The organism is Thermoplasmata archaeon (assembly GCA_036395115.1).
Taxonomy (GTDB): Archaea; Thermoplasmatota; Thermoplasmata; order RBG-16-68-12; family RBG-16-68-12; genus RBG-16-68-12.
Genome location: DASWDU010000024.1, coordinates 1 through 18,839, shown reverse-complemented (window position 1 = coordinate 18,839; position 18,839 = coordinate 1). Strand labels below are relative to the sequence as shown.

The window sequence follows — 18,839 nt, the reverse complement described above, 5'->3', positions numbered from 1 at the left end:
GCGCCGTATGTGGAGCTCCAGAAGTCGCGGCAGACGTCCGGTGGACTGGGAGACGTCCATCCACGCTGAGTCATCAGGATGCCGATGAGGTCTTCCTTCGGGTCGCAATACCAGGAGGTGCCCAAACCGCCGTCCCAACCGAAACGGCCGGGCTCGTCCGCGAGTTCGTCGGGCGCCGTGAGCACGGCCATGCCGAACCCCCACCCGTGGCCGTCGAAGTAACCGGGAAGGAGGCCGGACCCCGTCTTCTGCTCCTGCGTCAGCTGGTCGGTCGTCATGGTCTCCACGGAGCGCGTCGACAAGATTCGATCGTTCCCGTGTTCCCCCTTCCGTAGCAGCATCTGCCCGAAGGCCAGATAATCGTCGACGGTCGAAACGAGGCCTGCGGCGCCGGACGGGAACGCAGGCGGGCGGCTCCATTGACCTCCCGCAGCCCGATCATAGATTTCGAGCGCTCCGCCGGGACGCGGGAGATAGCTCGTCGACAGCCGATCGATCTTAGCCGCAGACACGCTAAACGCGGTGTCTTTCATGCCGAGCCGCTCGAAAAGTCGCTCCCGCAAGAACGTCTCGAACGGCTGTCCCGAGGCGCGCGCGATCAGCACGCCGAGCACGTCGGACCCGGTGTTGTACATCCACGTCTCGCCCGGCTGGTGCATGAGTGGGAGCGTTCCCAGGCGACGGATCCACTCGTCCGGTGCCGGCGGCACGGACGGCGTCGGCGGTCCCTGGCCGAGGCGCAGCGTGTGGATCGCCCTCTGGATCGGGTACGTGCCGAGCGGCGCCATGAAGATTCCGAAGCCCATCGTGAAGGTGAGCAGGTCTCGCACGGTGATCGGCCGCCTCGCGGGCACGGTATCGTCGAGCGGTCCAGCGAGATGCCGCAACACCTGGCGGTGCGCGAGCTCGGGCAGCCACCGGTCGACGGGCTCGTCGAGCCGCACATTGCCGTCCTCGACAAGGACCATCGTCGCCGCGGCCGTGATCGGCTTCGTCATCGAGGCGATCCGGAAGATCGCGTCGCGCCGAATCGGCGTGATGCCGCCGAGCTCCATCGTCCCGATCGCTTCGACGTGGGCCTCGCCATGCCGGCTCACGAGTGCAACGATCCCGGGCGCATCGCCCCTCCTCACGTAGCCGGCCATGATGTCGTGCAGGCGGCCGAGCCCCGCGGCGGACAATCCTCCTGCGGTCATTCCCAGCCCCGATTCCTCCTTGGGCCCTTCAGATGGCGGCGGCCTCGAGACGATCCACGCGTTCCCCTCGAGGTGGAGCTGCAACGGGAGAACGTGGCGTTTCGCTCACGTCGGATCGCCGAACGTCAGGTAGTGCCACGGCTTCCGCACCTGGTCCGTGAGGTCGATGAATACGTGCTTGATCTCCGTGTACTCCTCGAGGCTGTAGACGCTCAGGTCCTTCCCGAAGCCGCTCTGCTTGTACCCACCGTGAGGCATCTCGCTCACGATCGGCAGGTGGTCGTTGATCTCGACGGCGCCGAACCGGAGGGCGTTCGCGACGCGATGCGCGCGCTGCACGTCCTTTGTCCAGACGGAGGAGTACAGTCCGTACACGACGTCGTTGGCGGTCTCGATCGCCTCACTCTCCGTCGAGAAGCGCTGCACGTTGACGACGGGCCCGAAGACCTCCTCTTTCGCGATGCGCATCGACGGGTCCGTGTCGACGAACGCCGTGGGCTCGTAGAACCAGCCCTTGTCGAACGCCGTGCCTTTCGGCCGCTTGCCGCCTATCGCGAGCTTCGCGCCCTCGTCCTCGCCGATCTCTACGTATTTCTCGACCTTCTCCCGCTGCTTCTCGGACACGAGCGGCCCGAGGTCCGTCGACCGATGGAGCGGATTCCCCAGGCGGACCGTCTTCAGCCGTTCGAGGAACGTGTCCTGGAATTTCTTGTACGCCTTGTCTTGGACGATGAACCGCGCCGCCTGGGTGCAGTCTTGGCCGCCGTTGACCATGGAGGCGGCGACGGCACCTTCCGCCGCGGCCGCGATGTTCGCATCTTCGAAGACGATGAACGGCGCCTTGCCCCCGAGTTCCAGGTGGAGCCGCTTCACGTTCGATCTCGCGGCGCCCATGATGTCCTTGCCGGTCGCCGTGTCGCCGGTCAGGGAGATCATGTCGACCTTCTCGCTCGAGGCGAGTTCGTTCCCGACGACCGCGCCGGGGCCGGTGATCAGGTTCACGGTCCCGCGCGGGATGCCCGCCTTCTCGATCAGCTTGCCGAGTTCGAGGGTCGTGAGCGGCGTGAGGCTCGCGGGCTTCAGGACCGCGGTGTTCCCGGCGGCGAGCGCCGGCGCGAGCTTCCAGATCGCCATCATGAACGGATAGTTCCACGGGGTGATCTGGCCGATCACGCCGATCGGCTCCCGGCGGATCACGCTCGTCGCGCCGTAGGCGTACTCCATGGACGCCTGGCCCGTCAGGGTGCGCGCGGCGCCCGCCATGAACCGCAAGTTGTCCACGGAGAAGGGGAGGTCTCCGTCCCGCGCCTGCTTGATCGTCTTGCCCTGGTTCTGCGTCTCGAGGGGCGCGAGCCGATCCATGTCCGCTTCGATCAGGTTCGCGAGCTTGAACAGCGCGGCCGCGCGGTCCCCCGGCGTCATCCGAGGCCACGTGCCTTTGTCGAACGCCTCCCGGGCCGCGTCGATCGCGGCGCGCGTGTCTTCGACGTCGCTTTGCGGCACGACGGCGATTTTCCCGCCCGTCGCGGGGTTGGTCACCGTGTACGTCGCATCCGTGTGGGACGGGACCCACGCGCCGTTCACGTAGTTCAGGTATTCGGACTTGCCCACGCGATCCTCCCTTGGTCTGCGCAGTTAGGGTCGCGGACCGCTAAGTAGCTTTCGCGGCCGGGGAGGTCGATCAACGAGCCACCCTCGATGCGCCCGTTCGCATGGATGAGCGCCCATGGTTCCTTCTAAAATGTGATATCCGGTCGCAATACTATAAGTGCCCGAGGCCCGGATGCTGAATCGGTCGGACGACATGAAAGCGCACAGCATCCACATGGAACAGAAGACCGTCTACCGATGCACCTGCGACGCGGAGTTCGAGGACATCAACAAGGCCGAGGCCCACCTTCGGCATCCGCCGCAGGAGAAGAGCAAGGTCCCGAAGCCGAAGAGACATGCGCCACGCCGACGGGAGCCCGCGTCGATGCCCGTGGCACCGTTGGAGTTCCCAGAAACCGGTCCGTAAGGGTCCATATCCGCTCGACAACGATCCGCCGTCGCGCTCGGAATCCTCACTTGCCCGTCGGACGCTTGCGGCCTTCCGCCTTCGAGGCGCTCCGTTTCTTCGCCGCCTTGGCCGCGTATCCGATCTCCCGGTCTACGAACACGAGCGCGCCGGAGACCGTGGCGCCGGCCGTCCGCACGAACGCATCCGCGAACTTGCCGCCCGCCGCGGCGAACTCCTCGACGCGGCCCGCGAGTTGTTGGAAGAATCCCATGCGACCGGTTCCCCAGGGCCGTCCGGGGCTATGAGCCTGTCGCGTCACGCGGCGAGTTCGTCCACGACGGCCAGGAAGGCGTCGGCGAAGCGCTTGCAGTCCGCCTCCGAGACCGTGAAGGAGACGCGGAGGAATTTGCCGCCGTGCTTCTTCGAGAGGTACGATCCCGCACGCGTGTGCACGTAATGGTCGAACAGCAGGCGCTCCTCGACGGTTTCTGGATTCACGCCCGTCGGCGCGAGGTCGATGACGAACATGTTCGCCTTCGACGGGAAGACCGGGAGCGAGGCACCGTCGACCTTCGCGACGGACCGTCGGATCGTCTCTTGATTGCGCTCGACCACCCGCCGCACCTCGGGGAGCCATTCGCTCTTCGAGCGGAGGGCCGCGAGCGCCGCTCGTTGCGCGAGCACGTTCACGCCGAGGACGTTCGTGTCGTACTTCCGGAGCGCCAGAATCGCGTCCGGCGATCCGAGGATCGCGCCGATCCGCATGCCCGCGAGGCCGGGCCCCTTGCTGAACGAATACGACAGGAGAGCCTTCTCCGGATAGAAGTCCGTCGCGAGGACGTGATCCGCGTTGAAGTCCCGGTACGTGATGTCGTCAATGAGCCAGAGGCCGTGGTCGCTCGCGATCTCGGCGAGGCCCTTCACCTGCGAGCGCGCGTAGCCGGAGCCGAGCGGGTTGTTCGGGTCGATCATCAGGAGCATCTTCGTCGCGGGCGTCAGCGATTCGAGGGCGAGGTCCGGCGTGAGGATGTACGGTTTGCGGTAGATGTCCGCCTCGATCGCCCGCGCGCCCGCCATCGCGACCTGGTCGTGGATCGGCAGGAATGCAGGGTCGGTCGACAGGGCCTCGTCGCCCGGCTTCAGGAGGGCCCGGGTCGCGATGTACTCCCCCTCGATCCCGCCGTTCGTGAGGATCATGTCGGCCTCGTCGAGGCCGAGATCCTCCCTGATCGCCTCCGGAAGCCCGAAGACCCCGGCTTTCCGCGGATAGAGGTTGAACTCCCTCTCGTCGACGCCTCGGCGGATCGCCTCCAGGATCGCCGGGTGGACGGGGAGCGTGTTCGTGTTCTGCGACATCCACGCCACCTGCGTCCGGTGTTCGTGGGCGAACTCGAAGTTGTCCTTCGACGTCATCGCGTGCAACCTCGGAGCGCCCCGTGCGAGGCGATGGCGGCTCATATCCGTTACGGTTCCGTCCCTCGTCCTGCGGCGACGCAAGGGATTTGGATTCGATCCGCGTTCGGTCCCTCATGACGCTGGGTGGCAAGCGGATCGTCGAGTTCGCGGAGGACGGCTACGAGGACCTCGAGCTCTGGGTGCCGTACTACCGTTTGATCGAGGAAGGTGCGGAGGTCGTCCTCGCGGGGCACGAGAAGCGGACGTACAACTCGAAGCACGGGTACCCGTGCGAGGTCGACGCGGCGGCCTCGGACCTCCATCCGAAAGACTTCGACGCCGTCGTCATCCCGGGCGGCGTCGCAGGACCCGACAAGATGCGGCGGCACAAGGAGATCCTCGACTTCGTCCGAGCGATGGACGACGACGGCAGGGTCGTGGCGGCGATCTGCCACGCGGCCTGGGTGCCGATCAGCGCCGGGATCGTGAAGGGCCGGCAGATGACGTCCTACGCCAGCGTCCGGGACGACTGCAGCAACGCGGGCGCGAAGTGGGTCGACAAGGAGTGTGTGGTCGACGGAAACCTCATCACGTCTCGGTTCCCCGATGACCTGCCGGCCTTCTGTCGCGCGATCGTCTCGGCGTTGTCGAAGTGAGGCGCTTCCCGGAGAAAGCCTTAAGGGTGCTGCGCGGTTAGGCCGCGCCGCGGGCTCGTGGTCTAGCGGCTATGACATCGCCTTGACATGGCGAAGGTCACCGGTTCGAATCCGGTCGAGCCCATTCGACTTCCTAGGGGCCGTTGGGCGTCCCCCAGATTGCCGCGTCGGCACGGGCCGTGCGACCGATGCCGCGACGCTCTGCGTCGGAGACTGGAACCGTTGATCGGCCGGTCCGCGCGGAGGCGGGAAACCGCGCCGCGGCGCCTGCCGAACCCAACCTCCCTACGCCTTTCCGGGCAACGCACTGTGGCCCGCGAGGATGAGCACACCGGCCACGATCAGATACAACCCGATGACGTACGCGACGATCCACGGGAAGACGATGATGAGGACGCCCGACAGGATCATGAGGATCGCTGCGGCATTCCCCGTGATCCCAAGCCGTCGGAAGACGCCCAGTGCCGTTCCACCGATGCTAATACCCAAAGAATTGCCTCCAGAGTTTTGTGGACGCGCTCCCATAAATCCCTTTTCGCTCCTTACCGTCCCACGTTCGCCGTTTGTGTGCTTGGTTGGTCGGTTCTCAGCGCCCAAGGTTCGGTCGCTGGGGATGGATGGGATGTTGGACCTGCGCCATCCGCCACGGAAAGTCTAAGCGCTGGCGTTCCATCGAACTCGCCATGGCGGCGCCCTCCCCCCTGGCCACGGCGGTCTATTTCATTGCGAGGCTCATCGTCTCGACGATTATCATCTTCGTCGTCACGAAGTTGTTCCACGAGCGCGAAGGCATCGGGACGGCCTTCCTCGCCGCAATCGTCGGGACGATCATCTACACGGTCGTCGACTACTTCCTCGGTGGCCTGTTGGCGGCCGTCATCGGCGGTTTCGTGTGGCTGCTCGCGCTGCGGAGCCTGTACACGATTGGCTGGCTCAAAGCGATCCTCATCGCGGTCGTCGTGTGGATCCTCGCCGCGTTGGTCGGGCTCTTCCTCCCCACGGCCGTGGGGCCTCTCTGAACACCGCGCCGCGGCCCGGACGGGCGGCATCCACGAGACAGCGTCCCTCCGCAGCGACGGACACGTAGCAATCCTCGAACCCATCGTGCACGTACGGCCGGACGAGGGACGTCTTCCCGACCGCGGCCTCGCCGCCACATCTTTATGTCGTACCTTCGAGTTCGCGACGTGGCATGGCCGACATCGTGACCGTGCGCGACCTGACGAAGTCGTACGGCGATCTTCGCGCCGTCGACGGCATCTCGTTCTCGGTCGGCAAGGGCGAGGTCTTCGGGCTCGTCGGCCCGAACGGGGCCGGCAAGACGACGACGTGGGAGATCCTCGAAGGCCTTCGTAAGGCGGACCGGGGCGAGATCCGGGTGGCGGGCCTCGACCTCCGCACGGATCGTCGCAAGATCCGTGAGCGCATCGGCGTGCAGCTCCAAGCGACCGCGCTCTTCGAACGCCTCACGGCGCGGGAAACGCTCGAGGTCTTCGGGGGAATGTATCCGCGAAGTCTGTCCGCGCACGCGCTGCTGACCCTCGTCAACCTAGAGGAGAAGGCGGACGAGTGGACGGAGAAGCTGTCCGGAGGCCAGAAGCAGCGGCTCGCGGTCGCCCTCGCCCTCGTCAACGATCCGGAGCTCGTGTTCCTCGATGAGCCGACGACGGGCCTCGACCCGCAGGCGCGGCGCAGCCTCTGGGACGTCATCGCGAAACTTCGAGACAGGGGGAAGACGATCATGCTCACGACGCACTACATGGAAGAGGCGGAGCGGCTCTGCCATCGAGTCGGCGTCATGGACCACGGGAAGCTCCTCGCGCTCGACGAACCCGAGCACCTCATCCACAACCTCGAGCAGCGCGATGCGGTCGAGTTCGCCGCCGACGGGGACTCGTCCGCGTTCGGGACGCTGCCCGGCGTCGAGGAGATGAACGTCGAGGACGGCCGCGTGACGCTGTACACGCGACAGCTCGAGACGACGCTCACCGCCGTGTTCGAGTACGCGCGGAATCGCGGCATGGGCATCGAGGACTTCCACGTGCGGAACGCGTCCCTCGAGGACGTCTTCCTGCAGCTCACGGGGAGGCGGATCCGCGAATGAGGACGCCCCGCGGATTCCACCGGTGGGTCGGCGCAAACCTGCGGATGTTCCTCCGGGACCGCGCGACCCTCGTCTGGGCGATCCTGTTTCCGATCATCTTCATGGGCCTCCTCGGCCTCGGGTTCGGCCGCGCGGACCCCGTTCGGTTCCACGTCGGCATCATGGATGACGACCGGACCGCGTGGTCGACGGCCCTCTGGACCACCTTCGCGAACAAGTCCCTCCCGTTCCAAGTCGCCAACTACACGAGTCAGGATGCGGGGCTCTCGGCGGTCAAAGGCGGCACGCTCGATATCTTCGTCATCGTGCCTGCAGGCTTCGGCGCCTTCATGGACAGCGAGAGAAACGGCACGGGGGACCCAAACGGGAGCTTCGCGCTGATCGCATACTGGGGGATCGACGAGCAAGGCTCCGGCCAGGTCGCCTTCCAAGCGGTGCGCGAGGTCTCTGCCACGTTCTTCGAACGGTTCGTTGCCGCCCGGACGACCCTCGACGTGTCGGCCGAGGCGGTGAACGCCCAGTCGCTCGACTACATCGATTTCCTCGCGCCCGGCATTACCGCGATGGCGATCATGCAGAGCGGGGTGTACGGCCTCGCCCTGTTCATCGTGTCGTCGCGAGAGAAGCGCATCCTGAAGCGGCTTCACGCGACGCCGGCGGGCGCGGCCTACATCCTCGCGGGGCGCATCGTCCCCGCGCTGCTGATCAGCCTCGTGCAGCTCGGCCTGCTGCTCTCCCTCGCCGTCTTCGCCTTCGGCGTGCACATCGTCGGGAACATCGTCATCCTGATCGTCGCCGCGTTGTTCGGCGCGTTCGTGTTCATCTCCCTCGGGTTCTTCGTGTCGTCCGTCTCGAGGAGCGCGGACAGCGCGGAGAACCTCACGGGCCTCGTGACGTTCCCGATGTTCTTCCTCGGCGGAGTGTTCATCCCGATCGAGAGGCTCCCCGATGCCGTCCAGGTCATCGCGTACATGATGCCGCTCACGTACTTCTCCGACGCCCTGCGCGCCGTCATGATCCGCGGCGCCGGGTTCGCGGAGATCGCGGTCGACCTCGGGGTCCTCGGGCTCTTCGCCGCGGCCGTCTTCGCCCTCGCGGTGAAGTTGTTCCGGTGGGAGTGAGCCGCGGACGCGTCAGACCGCATCCGCCGTTGCGATCTTACGCACGACGTCCAGCGCAAGGCGTCCGAAGATCGGATTCACGTTCTCCCCGCTCTTGGCGCTGGCCCACGTCGCGAACCCGCCGTACCTCTCCGCCTTCTGCCGCGGCTCGTCCGCGTCGTAGAGGACCATGACTTGGTCCTTGAGGTCCGCCTTGTTCACGACGACCGCAAGCGGGACCTCTCCGCTGATCAAGAGCGACCGTCGGATCCACTCGTCGAGCGCCTCGAAGGTCGAGTAGCGCGTCACGTCGCAGACCGCGATGAGGCCCTGCGCGCCGCGCAGGTACTCCTGATGGAGGGTCTCCAAGTACGATCGCTCGCCGATCAAGTCCCAGATGCTCAGCTGGACCTCGAGTTGCTTCGACGGATCCTTCTTCTGCGTGAGCCAGATCCTCTTGACGCTCACCTTGCTTCCCAGCGTCGAGATGTAGCGGTCGTCGAACGCGTCTTCGACGTATCGGCGGATCAGGGAGGTCTTGCCGACCGCGGCTTCGCCAATCAGGCAGATTTTCGCCTTCAGGACTCCGCTGAGCTCCACGCGCGCGAGTCGGTCTTCCTCGGGTATGAAGGCTGTGCCTTCGTTATCGAGGCTGAGACGCGAAGGCGGAAGCTTGACGCGCCCGCCACTCGCCGCGCCGCAGGACCTTGCCCGCAAGGACGGCCGTCGGCCTGCCTTCATCCACGGCTGGCTGCCCGTTCACGAGGACCGTTTCCATGCCCTCCGGAAAGCCGTGCGGATAGTTTTCGAACGGATGGGCGTGGGGCCAGAGGTTTGTCGCCCGATCTCGGAGACGCATCAGGTCGAAGACGACGAGGTCTGCCCAAAACCCTTCGCGGATGAGCCCGCGGTCTTGGATTCCGAGCCGGGCGGCGGGTAAGCCCGTCATCTTGTGGATCGCCTCCTCGAGGCGCAAGACCGGCTCCTTGACGACGAACCGCTCGAGGACGCCCGGAAACTCGCCGTACGTGCACGGCTGGTAGGGCGCCGTCGGCGAGGTCCGCTGGTCTTTCGGCGCGACCCAGCCGTCCGAACAAATCATGACGAGAGGATGTTTCAGCGTCCCCTTGATCTCCTCGAGGTCCATGTAGTCGAACAACCCCACCGCACGGTCCCGCTCCTCGACGATCTCGTCAAAGAACGCGGTCCACGGGTCCACGCCACGCCGCTCGGCGAGTCGCGCGATCGTCATGCCTTCCTTCGTCGGATCGCTCGGACACCGCAAGAGCCAGATCCGGTCGAATTGTTCGTGGACCAACAGGCCGACGTATCCGGCGCCGGGACGCTTGTCCGCCTTCGTCTCCGCCCTGAGCGCCTCCCGCTTCGCGGGGTCCCGCAACATCGCGACGAGCTCGTCCGTCGTGAGCTTCTGCGTCCACTGGGGGAGCGCGTGGCTCAGTGGAGGACCGAAGTCCGTGTGCGCGTCGTTGTCCGCAAGGACGTCGACGCCGCGCGCCCGCGCCGCCTCCCACAGCGCATGGATTTCTCCGGACTTGCTGAGGCCGCCGTACTTCGGATTGTTGTGGCTGATCTGGACGGGGCAACCCGCGCGCTCTCCGATCTCGATGCACTCCCGGACCGCCTCAACGATCGTCTCTCGTTCCCCGCGGATGTGTGACGCGTAGAAGCCTCCGTGGCGGGCGACGACCTTCGCGAGGTCGACGATTTCGTCCGTCGCCGCGAAGCATCCGGGCGGGTAAACGAGGCCCGTGCTCATGCCGAACGCCCCCGCGCGCATCGCTTCGTCCGCGTGGGCTTTCATCGCGCGCAGTTCCTCCGTCCTCGGTGGCCTCTCCTCGAAGCCCATCACCGCTAGCCGCACACTCCCGTGCCCGACGAGCCCCGCGATGTTGATGCCGACGCCGTGGCGCCCCATGAAATCGAGATACTCGCCGTACGTCGACCAGGTCCACTCTTTCGCCTCGGCGTAGTACTCGAAGCGCCGTACTGCGAGGTCGCGGTACGCCTCCCCGATCGGGGCGGGCGAGTCGCCGCAATTCCCGATCACGTGCGTCGTCACGCCTTGGCGGACCGCGCACTCCGCCGTCGGCTCGACGAGGATTCCGACGTCGCTGTGCGTGTGGATGTCGATGAATCCCGGCGCGACGTACATGCCGGACGCATCGATTTCCCGGGACGCCCTCACCCGGCCCAAGCGACCAATGCGATCGATCTTGCCCCGGCGGATTCCGAGATCCGCGATTCGCCACGGCGCGCCCGTGCCGTCGAGGACGCGACCTCCCCGAACCACGAGGTCGAACGCCATCGCGACATGGGAACGATGCCGGTCTTCTTAACGCCATCATCGCGTTCTCCGCCTTTCTCCCAGGATCGACGTCGACCGAGGCCGATGCTCCGTCCCGCCCCACCCTCTCCAGATTAGGGTTGCTATCCTATTTCGAAAAGCGTCCAATTCGCCTTATCTAGAGCTGAGGAAACTCCAACTCGATACGGAGCGTGAAAGGCATGATCTCGATTCCGATCGCCGCCGCCATCGGCGCGGCCATCGGGGCAATTGGACTCGGCGTCGCGTCTGCGGCGACGGGGGATGTCACGGGCCTAAGCGTCGCCTTGGGGCATATCCCGAGCGCGACGCATGGCTTCGACGTCGTCTCAGCGGTCGCCAACGCGCTCGCAGGCGGCGCGGCCGGCGGCGGAATCGGCGCGGCCGTCGCTGCGGTCGCAAAGTCGCTGGCCGCACACTAGGTCCCGTCGAAGCGGGACATCCGCCGGCGCTTATGCCCAGTTGGGCATAGCCGCTGCATCCCTCACGACGCTCTCCATCGCCCGGATGAACTGCGGGTCCGTGTTCAGCGATTCCGCGCGCTCGAATCTCACGCCAAGGTCCTGCGCTCGAGCCCTCGCCTCGATGTCGAGATCGTACAGGATCTCGAGATGATCCGAGACGAAGCCGAACGGAATCAGGAGGACGGCGTCCTCTCCCGCGCCGCCGAGTTCGTCGAGGGCGTCCTCGAGCGGTGGTCCGAGCCAAGGATCCTCCGTCCGTCCCGCGCTCTGGTAGCAGAGCCGGGCGCGGACCGGCGGGAGTTGCTTGAGGATCGCCATCATGGTCTCTCGCAATTGCCGCTCGTACGGATCCCCTTCCTCGATGATCTTCTTGGGAAGGCTGTGGGCCGTGAACAACACCGCCGGATTGCGATGGCCCGCCGCAGCGAGCCTCTCGAGCGCTTCGCGCGCTTTCCCTGCGTACGCGTCGATGAGCTCGGGACGGTCGTGCCAGCTCTTGGCCCGCGCTACGTCGATCGTCGCGCCGGATTGCGCGACCGCGTGGTCGAAATCCGCGAGGTAGGCGCCGACGCTCATCTTGGAATAGTAGGGAGTGAGACAGAGGGCCACCACCCGACGAATGCCATCGTCGCGGATGCGGGCGACGGCATCGCGGATGTAGGGAGACCAGTGTCGCATTCCCACGTAGCAGCGGAACCCGACGGTGCGGGCGTTCAGCCGCGCTTCGAGGGAGCGCGCTTGATCCAAAGAGATGCCGAGTAGCGGCGACTTCCCGCCAATGCGACGGTACCGCTCGCGGAATTCGTCGAGCATCGCCTTCGGCGTCGGTCGTCCATGGCGGACGTTCCGAAGGAACGGCTCGACCGCGTCCAACGAGTCGGGTCCGCCGAGGGCCATCAGCAAGACTCCGATCGGCGCGTCCGCCATGAGCTCACCGTCCGGACGTGTCGTGAATGAGCTGGACGAGTCCTCGGAGATGATCCTGCGGCGTCGATGCGAGCACGCCGTGGCCCAAATTGAACACGTGGCCGGGCCGGCCATTCGCCCGTTCGAGCACATCCCGCGCGGCGGCCGCCCAACGATCCGGCGGGCCCAGCAAGGCCGCGGGATCGAGGTTCCCTTGGATCCCCACGTCCTCGCCGATCGCCACCCAGGCGCGGTCCAGCGCGATGCGCCAGTCGACGCCGATCACGTCCCCCCCGGCCTCCCGGAACGCGTCCAGGAACCCCGCCGTCCCGGTCCCGAAATGGATCGTCGGGACGCCCGTCTCCCGGATTCCACGGAACACCTTTCGGGTGTAGGGTTGCACGCACTCGCGGTAGTCCCTCGGAGCCAGCGCGCCGACCCAGCTGTCGAACAGCTGGAGGGCCTCCGCCCCCGCGTCCGCCTGGAAGCGCAGGAACGCAGCCACCGCATCCGCGAGGAAGTCCATCAGCCGCATCCAGTCGGAGGGCCGTTCGTGAAGGAACCGTTTCGTGGCCTCGAAGTCGCGGGAGGCGCCGCCTTCGATCAGGTAGCTGGCGAGCGTGAACGGCGCGCCCGCAAACCCGATCAGCGGCACGTCGAGTTTCGCCCGGAGCCGCGCGATCGTCTCCCCGACGAACGGCAGGCTCCGCTCCGGGTCGAGGGGACGGAGTCGGTCCACGTCCTCGCCCGTGCGAATTGGAGGATCGATTACGGGACCGACGCCCGGTTCGATTCGGACCGGGACCCCCATCGCCTCCAGCGGAATGAGGAGGTCGCAGAACAGGATCGCCGCATCGACACCGAGCTCGTGGACCGCCTGGCATGTCACGTCCGCCGCGAGCGCAGGCGTCTTCGCGATTTCGAGGATGCCGTGTTCCTGTCGGACCGCTCGGTACGAGGGCGACGAACGGCCCGCTTGGCGCATGAACCAGACGGGGGTACAGTCCACGGGCTCGCGCCGACACGCGCGAAGGAATCGGTCCTTCATCCACTCAACTCCCGGCACGCTTCATCAAAGGCCGCGACGGTGCGGTCGATTGCCTTGGGTCCGTGTGCGGCGGAGACGAACGAGGTCTCGAACGGAGCCGGCGGCAGGTAGACACCGCGTGCGATGAGGGACCAGAAGAGATGGGCGTACGCGGAGGCGTCGGACGCTCTCGCGTCCGCAAAATTGCGGACCGGGGCGTCGCGGAGGAACAGGCCGAGCATCGAGCCGACCCGCTGGACGCGCAGCCCGACCCCGGCGTCCGCGGCCGCATCCTCGATTCCGCGCTCCAACGCCGCGGACGTCCGCTCGAGCGTGGTGTAGAGACCGCGGCTCAAACGGCGGAGTGCCGCCAGGCCGGCGGCGACCGCGATCGGGTTCCCCGCGAGGGTGCCCGCTTGGTAGACCGGTCCGAGCGGCGCGACGACTTCCATGATGTCCCGCCGACCGCCGTACGCCCCGATGGGAAGGCCGTGCCCCAGGATCTTCCCGAGGCAGGTGAGATCCGGCCGGACCTCGAATCGCTCTTGGGCTCCCCCTCGGGCGACGCGGAAGCCCGTGATGACCTCGTCGAAGACGAGCAGGGCGCCGTGTTCCTCGGATAGATCCCTCAATCCGCGAAGGAACCCGGGTTCCGGCGGGATGACGCCCATGTTCCCCGCGACCGGCTCGACGACGACCGCGGCAATGGTGCTTCCGTATCGGCGGAAAAGGTCCTCCACCGTGGCGAGGTCGTTGTACGTCGCGAGGAGCGTGCCTTGGATCGCGCCTCGCGGGACGCCTCCCGATGCGGGCAACCCCGCGGCCGCGACTCCGGAACCGGCCTTCGCGAGGAACGAATCCGCGTGGCCATGGTAGCTGCCCTCGAACGTCACGATGCGATCGCGGCCCGTGAACCCGCGCGCGACGCGAACGGCCGACATCGTCGCTTCCGTCCCCGAGTTGACGAACCGTAGCAGGTCGATCGACGGCACGAGTCGCTTGACGGCCTCCGCGAGCCGGACCTCGGCCTCCGTGGCGGCCCCGAAACTGGTGCCGCGTGCCGCGGCGTCTCGGACCGCCTCGACGATCGCCGGGGCGGCGTGGCCCAGGAGGAGGGCTCCCCAGGAACCGCAATAGTCGAGATACCGGCGTCCGTCCGCATCCTCGATCCACGGCCCTCGGCCGCGCACGATGAACCGAGGGGTCCCTCCGACCGCGCGGTAGGCCCGGACGGGACTGTCGACCCCGCCGACCAGGCTGCGTTTCGCGCGAGCGAAGAGCCGTTCGGACCGAGGCGCCGGGACGATGGCCGGTTCGAGCTTCATCACGTCAACGCCCCAACGCGTCGAGCACGTGCTCCGGAGTCGATAGGATGCACGTGAAAATCGGCGTCTCGCGTTCCGTGTACCGGCTTGCCTCGCTCGACCGGAGCTCCATCACGAGGTCCAGGAAATCGAGCGGCTCGTCCGATTCGAAGGCGAGGACGAACTCTTGGTCGTCGAGGCCGAACGAGTACCCGGTGTGGATCTGGACGGACGGATACTTGTGACCGACCCGGAAGTGATCCCGCATGATCTCTTGGCGGTGTTCGAACGGGATCGAGTACCATTCCCGCTTCTTCACGAACGGATAGACGAACAGGTAACGGCTCCCGTGAGGCACCGCCCGCTTGCCCGAGCCGTCCTGGCCCGGATGCGCATGGCCTCCGAGGTACGACGATCGCCTCGTGGCGGCGAGGTACGCGTACGCGCTCTCGAGGTAGCCTCCAAGCTCCGTCGAGAAGACGCGGCGCGCCATCTCGACGAACGTCTCGAGGCGCGGATCGATCGCCCACGTCATGAAATCGGCGTCGGCGCGGATCCCTTGGAGCGCGTAGCACCGGATCGTGACGTCGTCCTCGAACTCATGGAGGAGGCGGACGAATTCCGTGCGATGTTTCTTCCGGATGTCGTCCGGGAGGCGCCGCCATTCCGCCTGGACCTTGTAGAACGTGTATTTCAGGAACTCGCGGTTCGCTCCCCCTTCGCTCGGCCCATCAATCTCGACCACGGCCCTTCCTCCGCTCCCATTCGGCCACCGACTTCGCATGGTACGTGATGACGAGATCAGCCCCCGCGCGACGGATCGCGGTCAGGATCTCGTGGACCGCGGCCCGCTCGTCGAGCCAACCGTTCGATGCCGCGGCCTTGACCATCGCGTACTCGCCGCTCACGGAGTACGCGGCGAGTGGGGCGTCGAACCGCTCGCGGGCCGCCCGGATCACGTCGAGGTAGGCGAGCGCGGGCTTGACCATCACGACGTCGGCGCCTTCCTCCAGGTCCAACGCGATTTCCCGCATCGCCTCGCGGACGTTCGCCGGGTCCATCTGGTACCCGCGTCGATCCCCGAAGCGCGGGGCCGATTCGGCGGCGACCCGGAAGGGACCGTAGAACGCCGACGCATGCTTGGCCGCGTACGCCATGATGATCGTGTCGTGGAAACCCGCGCCGTCCAAGGAAGCGCGGATGGCCCGGACCTGCCCATCCATCATCGCGCTCGGTGCGACGGCGTCGGCGCCCGCACGGGCGAGGCTGACCGCGGTCCGGGCGAGGAGGTCGACCGACGCGTCGTTGTCCACGCGGCCGTCGATCACGACGCCGCAGTGTCCGTGGTCCGTGTACTCGCAGAGGCACACGTCGGCCAGGGCGACGATGTCCGGCACGTCCGCCTTGATGGTCCGCAACGACTCTTGGACGACGCCGCCGTCCGCGTAGGCGCCGCTTCCCTGCTCATCCTTCGAGGACGGGACTCCGAAGAGCAAGAGCGCCTTCACGCCCATGCCGGCCAGGTCCGCGGCCTCTTCGGCCGCTTCGGAAGGCGTGAACCGCCGAATGCCCGGCATGGATGGGACGTTCGCGTCGATCCGGTCGTCCTCCCGCACGAAGACGGGCTGGATCAGCTGCCCGACGTCCCATCGCGTCTCGCGGACGATGTCTCGGATCGCGGCCGTCCGCCGCAATCGTCGGGGGCGGCGGAGGAGGCTCGTCACGTCACCCAATCGCCGGCACCTCCTGGAGGGCCCGCAGGAGTCCGGGGACCGTGTGCTCGCGCGCCACGATCGAGACCCGGAATCCGGATGCGCGGGCGACGTCCGCGGTCACCGGTCCGATGCATACGGCCACCGCACGGTCTCTCAGGACCCCGAGGTACGGGGGCGGGAGCAAGGCTACGAGGTTCTGCACCGTCGAACCGCTCGTGAACACGACGAGGTCGATCCCGCTCGCCGCCGGGAGGCGCGACACGTCGGGAGCGGAGAGCCTCGCCTCGTACGCACTCACCTCGTCCACGTGGGCGCCGTCCGCCCGGAGCCGTTCGGCGAGGGACTTTCGGCCGAGGCTCGAACGAACCAAGAGAACCCGAGAGCCCGCGACGGACCCGAGGGTCGGCGCGATTGCGTCCGTCAGGAACTCCGCGGGCATGGCGTCGACGGAGAGGCCTTCGGCTTCGGCGAGGGCTTTCGTCGCGGGTCCCACCGCGGCGATCCTCGGGGGCCGCGTGCCCAAGCCGAGGCGCAGGGTCCCCGCGCGAGCGATCGCGGCGCGGACTCCGTTCGTGCTCGTGAAGACGACCCAGTCGTACGAGCGCCATTTCCGGAGGGCATCGTCGAGCTTGCGCAGATTTGGAGCGGCATCGATTCGCACCGTGGGGAACGGGACGACGTTCGCCCCCTCGCTCCGGAGGCGTCGGGCGATCGCTTCGGTGCGCTCTTCGGACGCCGCGACCAGGACCGTTTGACCCGCCAGGGATCGGGGCATCAGGCCGCGCCCTCCAGGATTTCGGCGGCTCCTTCATCCCGCAGTCGGCGCGCCGCTTCCTCGACCGCCTTCGCCCCGTCGGATCGGGGCCCTCGGACCGACGCGCGGATGATCCGTCGACCGTCCGACGACGCGACGACGGCACGGAGGTCGATCCCGCCATCCGAGAGGGTCGCGAGCGCGCCGAACGGCACGTTGCATGCCCCGCCGATCGCCGCGCTGAGAGCGCGTTCTACGTCCACCGCCGACCGCGCGGCCGGGTCATCGATTCCCGCGAAGAGTCGGATCGTGCGGGCGTCGTCCGATCTCGCTTGGACCGCCAACGCTCCTTGGCCCGGCGCAGGCGTGACGACATCCGGTTCGATCGGTTCGAGGTACGGGCACTTGACTCCCAGGCGATCGATTCCTGCTGCGGCGACCACGACCGCGTCGAGTCCCGGTTCCTGGAGCCGCTGGATCCTCGTGCCGACGTTCCCGTGGAGTTCCACGATTTCGAGGTCGGGCCGGTGGGCGAGCAGCTGCGCGCGGCGGCGCAGGCTGCTGGTGCCGATGCGGGTCCCCGGATGCAGGTGTGCGAGGGGCCGAGGTTCGTTCGCGACGAGGACATCCCGCACGTCCCCACGCGGCGGGATCGCCGCGAGGACCAGACCATCCACGCGCTCCGTGGGGACGTCCTTCAGGCTGTGAACCGCGACGTCGATGCGGTTCTCCAAGAGCGCTTCATCGATCCGCTTCGTGAAGGCTCGCTTCCCGTCCAAATCGGTCCCCAAGTCGGATCGGTATCCCTCGTCGCCGTGCGTCGTGATCACGACGACCTCCGTGCGGATTCCCGGATGGACGCGGTGCAGCCGGCGGATGATTTCGTCGGCTTGCGCGCGGGCGAGGGGACTCCCTCGGCTGCCCACCCGGAGCGGTTCGTTCATCGGCGCCTCCCCGGGAGCGATTCCCGGTCGAACAGCTCCCCGATCAGGTCGTCGCGGCCCTCTGCCTGGAGTCGCCGCACGAGTTCCGTGGGGGCATGGAGGAGCCGGTTCACGAGGCGATTTGACGTCTTCTCGAGGATCTCGCGTTCGTCCTCGGTCGCATCCGGCATCCGCGCAAGCGCGAGGCGGACCTCGGACTGTCGAACGCGTTCGGCGGCTCGGCGCAGCGCCGCGACGCGGTCCGCGACCCCAGGTCGCAGCGACCCCAGGAACGCCTCCGCCTCGGCACGCACGACTCGTTCCACGCGGGCGCGGGCGGCAGGATCCGGCGGACGGCCCGCCCACGGTGCGAGGTCGTCAACCGTCACGATTCGAACCCCTTCAAGCCGCGCGGCGGACGGATCGACATTCCGCGGCACGCCCAGGTCGATGATCCAGAGGGGCCGGTCTCTCGACGCGCACGCCGGGGCGAGGACTCGCGGCCCTAGGATGCGATGCTTGGCGGACGTCGCGGTGATCAGGACGTCCGTTTGCGGGAGCACCTCCCGAAGCTCAGGGAGCCGCGCGGGCCGACCGCCGAGGCGCTCGGCGATAGCCCGCGCCTTTTCGTGGTCTCGGTTGATGACGACGATCGTCGCGTCGTTTGGGAGTGCACCCGCCGCGAGGCGGCCCATCTTCCCGCTGCCGAGTAACGTCACGCGGGGACGGGGGATGCGGACGACCTCTCGTACGTAGCGGGCCGCAGCGTGGCTCGCCGAGGCGGGTCGAGCGTCAATGCCTGCCAGACGACGCAACCGCGAAGCATTTCGGGCGGCTTGGATGAAGAGGTCCGTCAGCGGGCCCGTCCGCCACGAACGCGGTCGCTGTTCGACGGCTCGACGAACTTGCTCGGCGACTTGACTTTCCCCGAGGGCGACGGAGTCCAAGCCCG

21 protein-coding genes and 1 tRNA gene are annotated in these 18,839 nt (G+C 67.2%); 7 read left to right on the top strand and 15 right to left on the bottom strand.

The annotated features are described in order from the left end of the window. Together VF992_05910 and VF992_05905 are read right to left on the bottom strand one after the other, a co-directional pair. The coding region (locus VF992_05910) for a serine hydrolase domain-containing protein (protein HEX9340691.1) at positions 1-1,196 on the bottom strand (1,196 nt) is incomplete at its 3' end. A gap of 105 nt (positions 1,197-1,301) precedes the next feature. Continuing rightward, positions 1,302-2,807: an aminobutyraldehyde dehydrogenase gene (locus tag VF992_05905; protein HEX9340690.1), complete on the bottom strand. Its 1,506-nt coding sequence runs from the start codon at positions 2,805-2,807 to the stop codon at positions 1,302-1,304. 172 nt (positions 2,808-2,979) lie between these two features. On the opposite strand from VF992_05905, the gene VF992_05900 reads away from it, so the two are divergent. Continuing rightward, positions 2,980-3,213, top strand: coding sequence for a hypothetical protein (locus tag VF992_05900; protein HEX9340689.1), 234 nt, complete (start codon positions 2,980-2,982; stop codon positions 3,211-3,213). Positions 3,214-3,259: 46 nt separating this feature from the next. Here VF992_05900 and VF992_05895 read toward each other — a convergent pair whose 3' ends face one another. Next, on the bottom strand, positions 3,260-3,466 hold the full coding sequence (locus tag VF992_05895; protein ID HEX9340688.1) for a hypothetical protein: 207 nt from the start codon (positions 3,464-3,466) through the stop codon (positions 3,260-3,262). A gap of 44 nt (positions 3,467-3,510) precedes the next feature. Continuing rightward, the gene (locus tag VF992_05890; GenBank protein ID HEX9340687.1) at positions 3,511-4,608 is read right to left on the bottom strand and encodes a pyridoxal phosphate-dependent aminotransferase; all 1,098 of its coding nucleotides are present in this window, start codon (positions 4,606-4,608) and stop codon (positions 3,511-3,513) included. A 116-nt stretch (positions 4,609-4,724) separates the two neighbouring features. Between VF992_05890 and VF992_05885 the strand changes: the two genes are divergently transcribed. Further along, on the top strand, positions 4,725-5,246 hold the full coding sequence (locus VF992_05885; GenBank protein HEX9340686.1) for a type 1 glutamine amidotransferase domain-containing protein: 522 nt from the start codon (positions 4,725-4,727) through the stop codon (positions 5,244-5,246). A 51-nt stretch (positions 5,247-5,297) separates the two neighbouring features. Continuing rightward, positions 5,298-5,370, top strand: a tRNA-Val gene (locus VF992_05880). A gap of 161 nt (positions 5,371-5,531) precedes the next feature. Here the strand turns inward: VF992_05880 and VF992_05875 are convergent. Next, the gene (locus VF992_05875; GenBank protein HEX9340685.1) at positions 5,532-5,735 is read right to left on the bottom strand and encodes a hypothetical protein; all 204 of its coding nucleotides are present in this window, start codon (positions 5,733-5,735) and stop codon (positions 5,532-5,534) included. Positions 5,736-5,929: 194 nt separating this feature from the next. Here VF992_05875 and VF992_05870 point away from each other — a divergent pair, with 194 nt between their 5' ends. The 3 genes from VF992_05870 to VF992_05860 all read left to right on the top strand — a co-directional run bounded on the left by VF992_05870 (position 5,930) and on the right by VF992_05860 (position 8,471). Next, a complete protein-coding gene (locus VF992_05870) occupies positions 5,930-6,265 on the top strand; it encodes a hypothetical protein (protein HEX9340684.1) in 336 nt (111 codons plus the stop codon). 173 nt (positions 6,266-6,438) lie between these two features. Continuing rightward, positions 6,439-7,350, top strand: a complete 912-nt coding sequence (locus VF992_05865; GenBank protein ID HEX9340683.1) for an ABC transporter ATP-binding protein — start codon at positions 6,439-6,441, stop codon at positions 7,348-7,350. After that, positions 7,347-8,471, top strand: a complete 1,125-nt coding sequence (locus VF992_05860; GenBank protein HEX9340682.1) for an ABC transporter permease — start codon at positions 7,347-7,349, stop codon at positions 8,469-8,471. The genes VF992_05865 and VF992_05860 overlap by 4 nt, the downstream gene beginning before the upstream one ends. A 12-nt stretch (positions 8,472-8,483) precedes the next feature. Here the strand turns inward: VF992_05860 and VF992_05855 are convergent, their stop codons facing one another. Together VF992_05855 and VF992_05850 are read right to left on the bottom strand one after the other, a co-directional pair. Further along, a complete protein-coding gene (locus VF992_05855) occupies positions 8,484-9,050 on the bottom strand; it encodes a Rab family GTPase (protein HEX9340681.1) in 567 nt (188 codons plus the stop codon). Between the two features lie 43 nt (positions 9,051-9,093). Then, positions 9,094-10,776, bottom strand: coding sequence for a D-aminoacylase (locus VF992_05850; protein HEX9340680.1), 1,683 nt, complete (start codon positions 10,774-10,776; stop codon positions 9,094-9,096). Positions 10,777-10,976: 200 nt separating this feature from the next. On the opposite strand from VF992_05850, the gene VF992_05845 reads away from it, so the two are divergent. Continuing rightward, positions 10,977-11,216: a hypothetical protein gene (locus VF992_05845; protein HEX9340679.1), complete on the top strand. Its 240-nt coding sequence runs from the start codon at positions 10,977-10,979 to the stop codon at positions 11,214-11,216. Between the two features lie 30 nt (positions 11,217-11,246). Here the strand turns inward: VF992_05845 and hemH are convergent, their stop codons facing one another. From hemH to VF992_05805, 8 genes are all read right to left on the bottom strand, one after another. Continuing rightward, positions 11,247-12,185 (bottom strand): ferrochelatase, encoded by a 939-nt coding sequence (hemH, locus tag VF992_05840; GenBank protein ID HEX9340678.1) that lies wholly within the window; start codon positions 12,183-12,185, stop codon positions 11,247-11,249. A gap of 4 nt (positions 12,186-12,189) precedes the next feature. Next, positions 12,190-13,212, bottom strand: a complete 1,023-nt coding sequence (hemE, locus tag VF992_05835; protein ID HEX9340677.1) for a uroporphyrinogen decarboxylase — start codon at positions 13,210-13,212, stop codon at positions 12,190-12,192. Then, complete coding sequence (gene hemL / locus VF992_05830; protein ID HEX9340676.1) at positions 13,209-14,516, bottom strand: glutamate-1-semialdehyde 2,1-aminomutase; 1,308 nt, start codon at positions 14,514-14,516, stop codon at positions 13,209-13,211. Before hemL ends, hemE begins: the two co-directional genes overlap by 4 nt. A gap of 4 nt (positions 14,517-14,520) precedes the next feature. Then, the gene (locus VF992_05825; GenBank protein HEX9340675.1) at positions 14,521-15,240 is read right to left on the bottom strand and encodes a chlorite dismutase family protein; all 720 of its coding nucleotides are present in this window, start codon (positions 15,238-15,240) and stop codon (positions 14,521-14,523) included. After that, the gene (gene hemB / locus VF992_05820; GenBank protein HEX9340674.1) at positions 15,227-16,219 is read right to left on the bottom strand and encodes a porphobilinogen synthase; all 993 of its coding nucleotides are present in this window, start codon (positions 16,217-16,219) and stop codon (positions 15,227-15,229) included. Before hemB ends, VF992_05825 begins: the two co-directional genes overlap by 14 nt. 1 nt (position 16,220) lies before the next feature. Continuing rightward, on the bottom strand, positions 16,221-16,985 hold the full coding sequence (locus tag VF992_05815) for a uroporphyrinogen-III synthase (protein HEX9340673.1): 765 nt from the start codon (positions 16,983-16,985) through the stop codon (positions 16,221-16,223). Further along, complete coding sequence (gene hemC, locus VF992_05810) at positions 16,985-17,908, bottom strand: hydroxymethylbilane synthase (protein ID HEX9340672.1); 924 nt, start codon at positions 17,906-17,908, stop codon at positions 16,985-16,987. Before hemC ends, VF992_05815 begins: the two co-directional genes overlap by 1 nt. Next, a partial coding sequence (locus VF992_05805) for an NAD(P)-binding domain-containing protein (protein ID HEX9340671.1) occupies positions 17,905-18,839 on the bottom strand: 935 nt, incomplete at its 5' end. The genes hemC and VF992_05805, both read right to left, overlap by 4 nt.

Bases quoted from the DNA above. Each gene is read 5' to 3' on its own strand.
- VF992_05900 (HEX9340689.1), top strand. From the start codon at position 2,980: ATGCTGAATCGGTCGGACGACATGAAAGCGCACAGCATCCACATGGAA.
- VF992_05895 (HEX9340688.1), bottom strand. From the start codon at position 3,466: ATGGGATTCTTCCAACAACTCGCGGGCCGCGTCGAGGAGTTCGCCGCG.
- VF992_05890 (HEX9340687.1), bottom strand. From the start codon at position 4,608: ATGACGTCGAAGGACAACTTCGAGTTCGCCCACGAACACCGGACGCAG.
- VF992_05885 (HEX9340686.1), top strand. From the start codon at position 4,725: ATGACGCTGGGTGGCAAGCGGATCGTCGAGTTCGCGGAGGACGGCTAC.
- VF992_05870 (HEX9340684.1), top strand. From the start codon at position 5,930: ATGGCGGCGCCCTCCCCCCTGGCCACGGCGGTCTATTTCATTGCGAGG.
- VF992_05865 (HEX9340683.1), top strand. From the start codon at position 6,439: ATGGCCGACATCGTGACCGTGCGCGACCTGACGAAGTCGTACGGCGAT.
- VF992_05860 (HEX9340682.1), top strand. From the start codon at position 7,347: ATGAGGACGCCCCGCGGATTCCACCGGTGGGTCGGCGCAAACCTGCGG.
- VF992_05850 (HEX9340680.1), bottom strand. From the start codon at position 10,776: ATGGCGTTCGACCTCGTGGTTCGGGGAGGTCGCGTCCTCGACGGCACG.
- VF992_05845 (HEX9340679.1), top strand. From the start codon at position 10,977: ATGATCTCGATTCCGATCGCCGCCGCCATCGGCGCGGCCATCGGGGCA.
- hemH (HEX9340678.1), bottom strand. From the start codon at position 12,185: ATGGCGGACGCGCCGATCGGAGTCTTGCTGATGGCCCTCGGCGGACCC.
- hemE (HEX9340677.1), bottom strand. From the start codon at position 13,212: ATGAAGGACCGATTCCTTCGCGCGTGTCGGCGCGAGCCCGTGGACTGT.
- hemL (HEX9340676.1), bottom strand. From the start codon at position 14,516: ATGAAGCTCGAACCGGCCATCGTCCCGGCGCCTCGGTCCGAACGGCTC.
- VF992_05815 (HEX9340673.1), bottom strand. From the start codon at position 16,985: ATGCCCCGATCCCTGGCGGGTCAAACGGTCCTGGTCGCGGCGTCCGAA.
- hemC (HEX9340672.1), bottom strand. From the start codon at position 17,908: ATGAACGAACCGCTCCGGGTGGGCAGCCGAGGGAGTCCCCTCGCCCGC.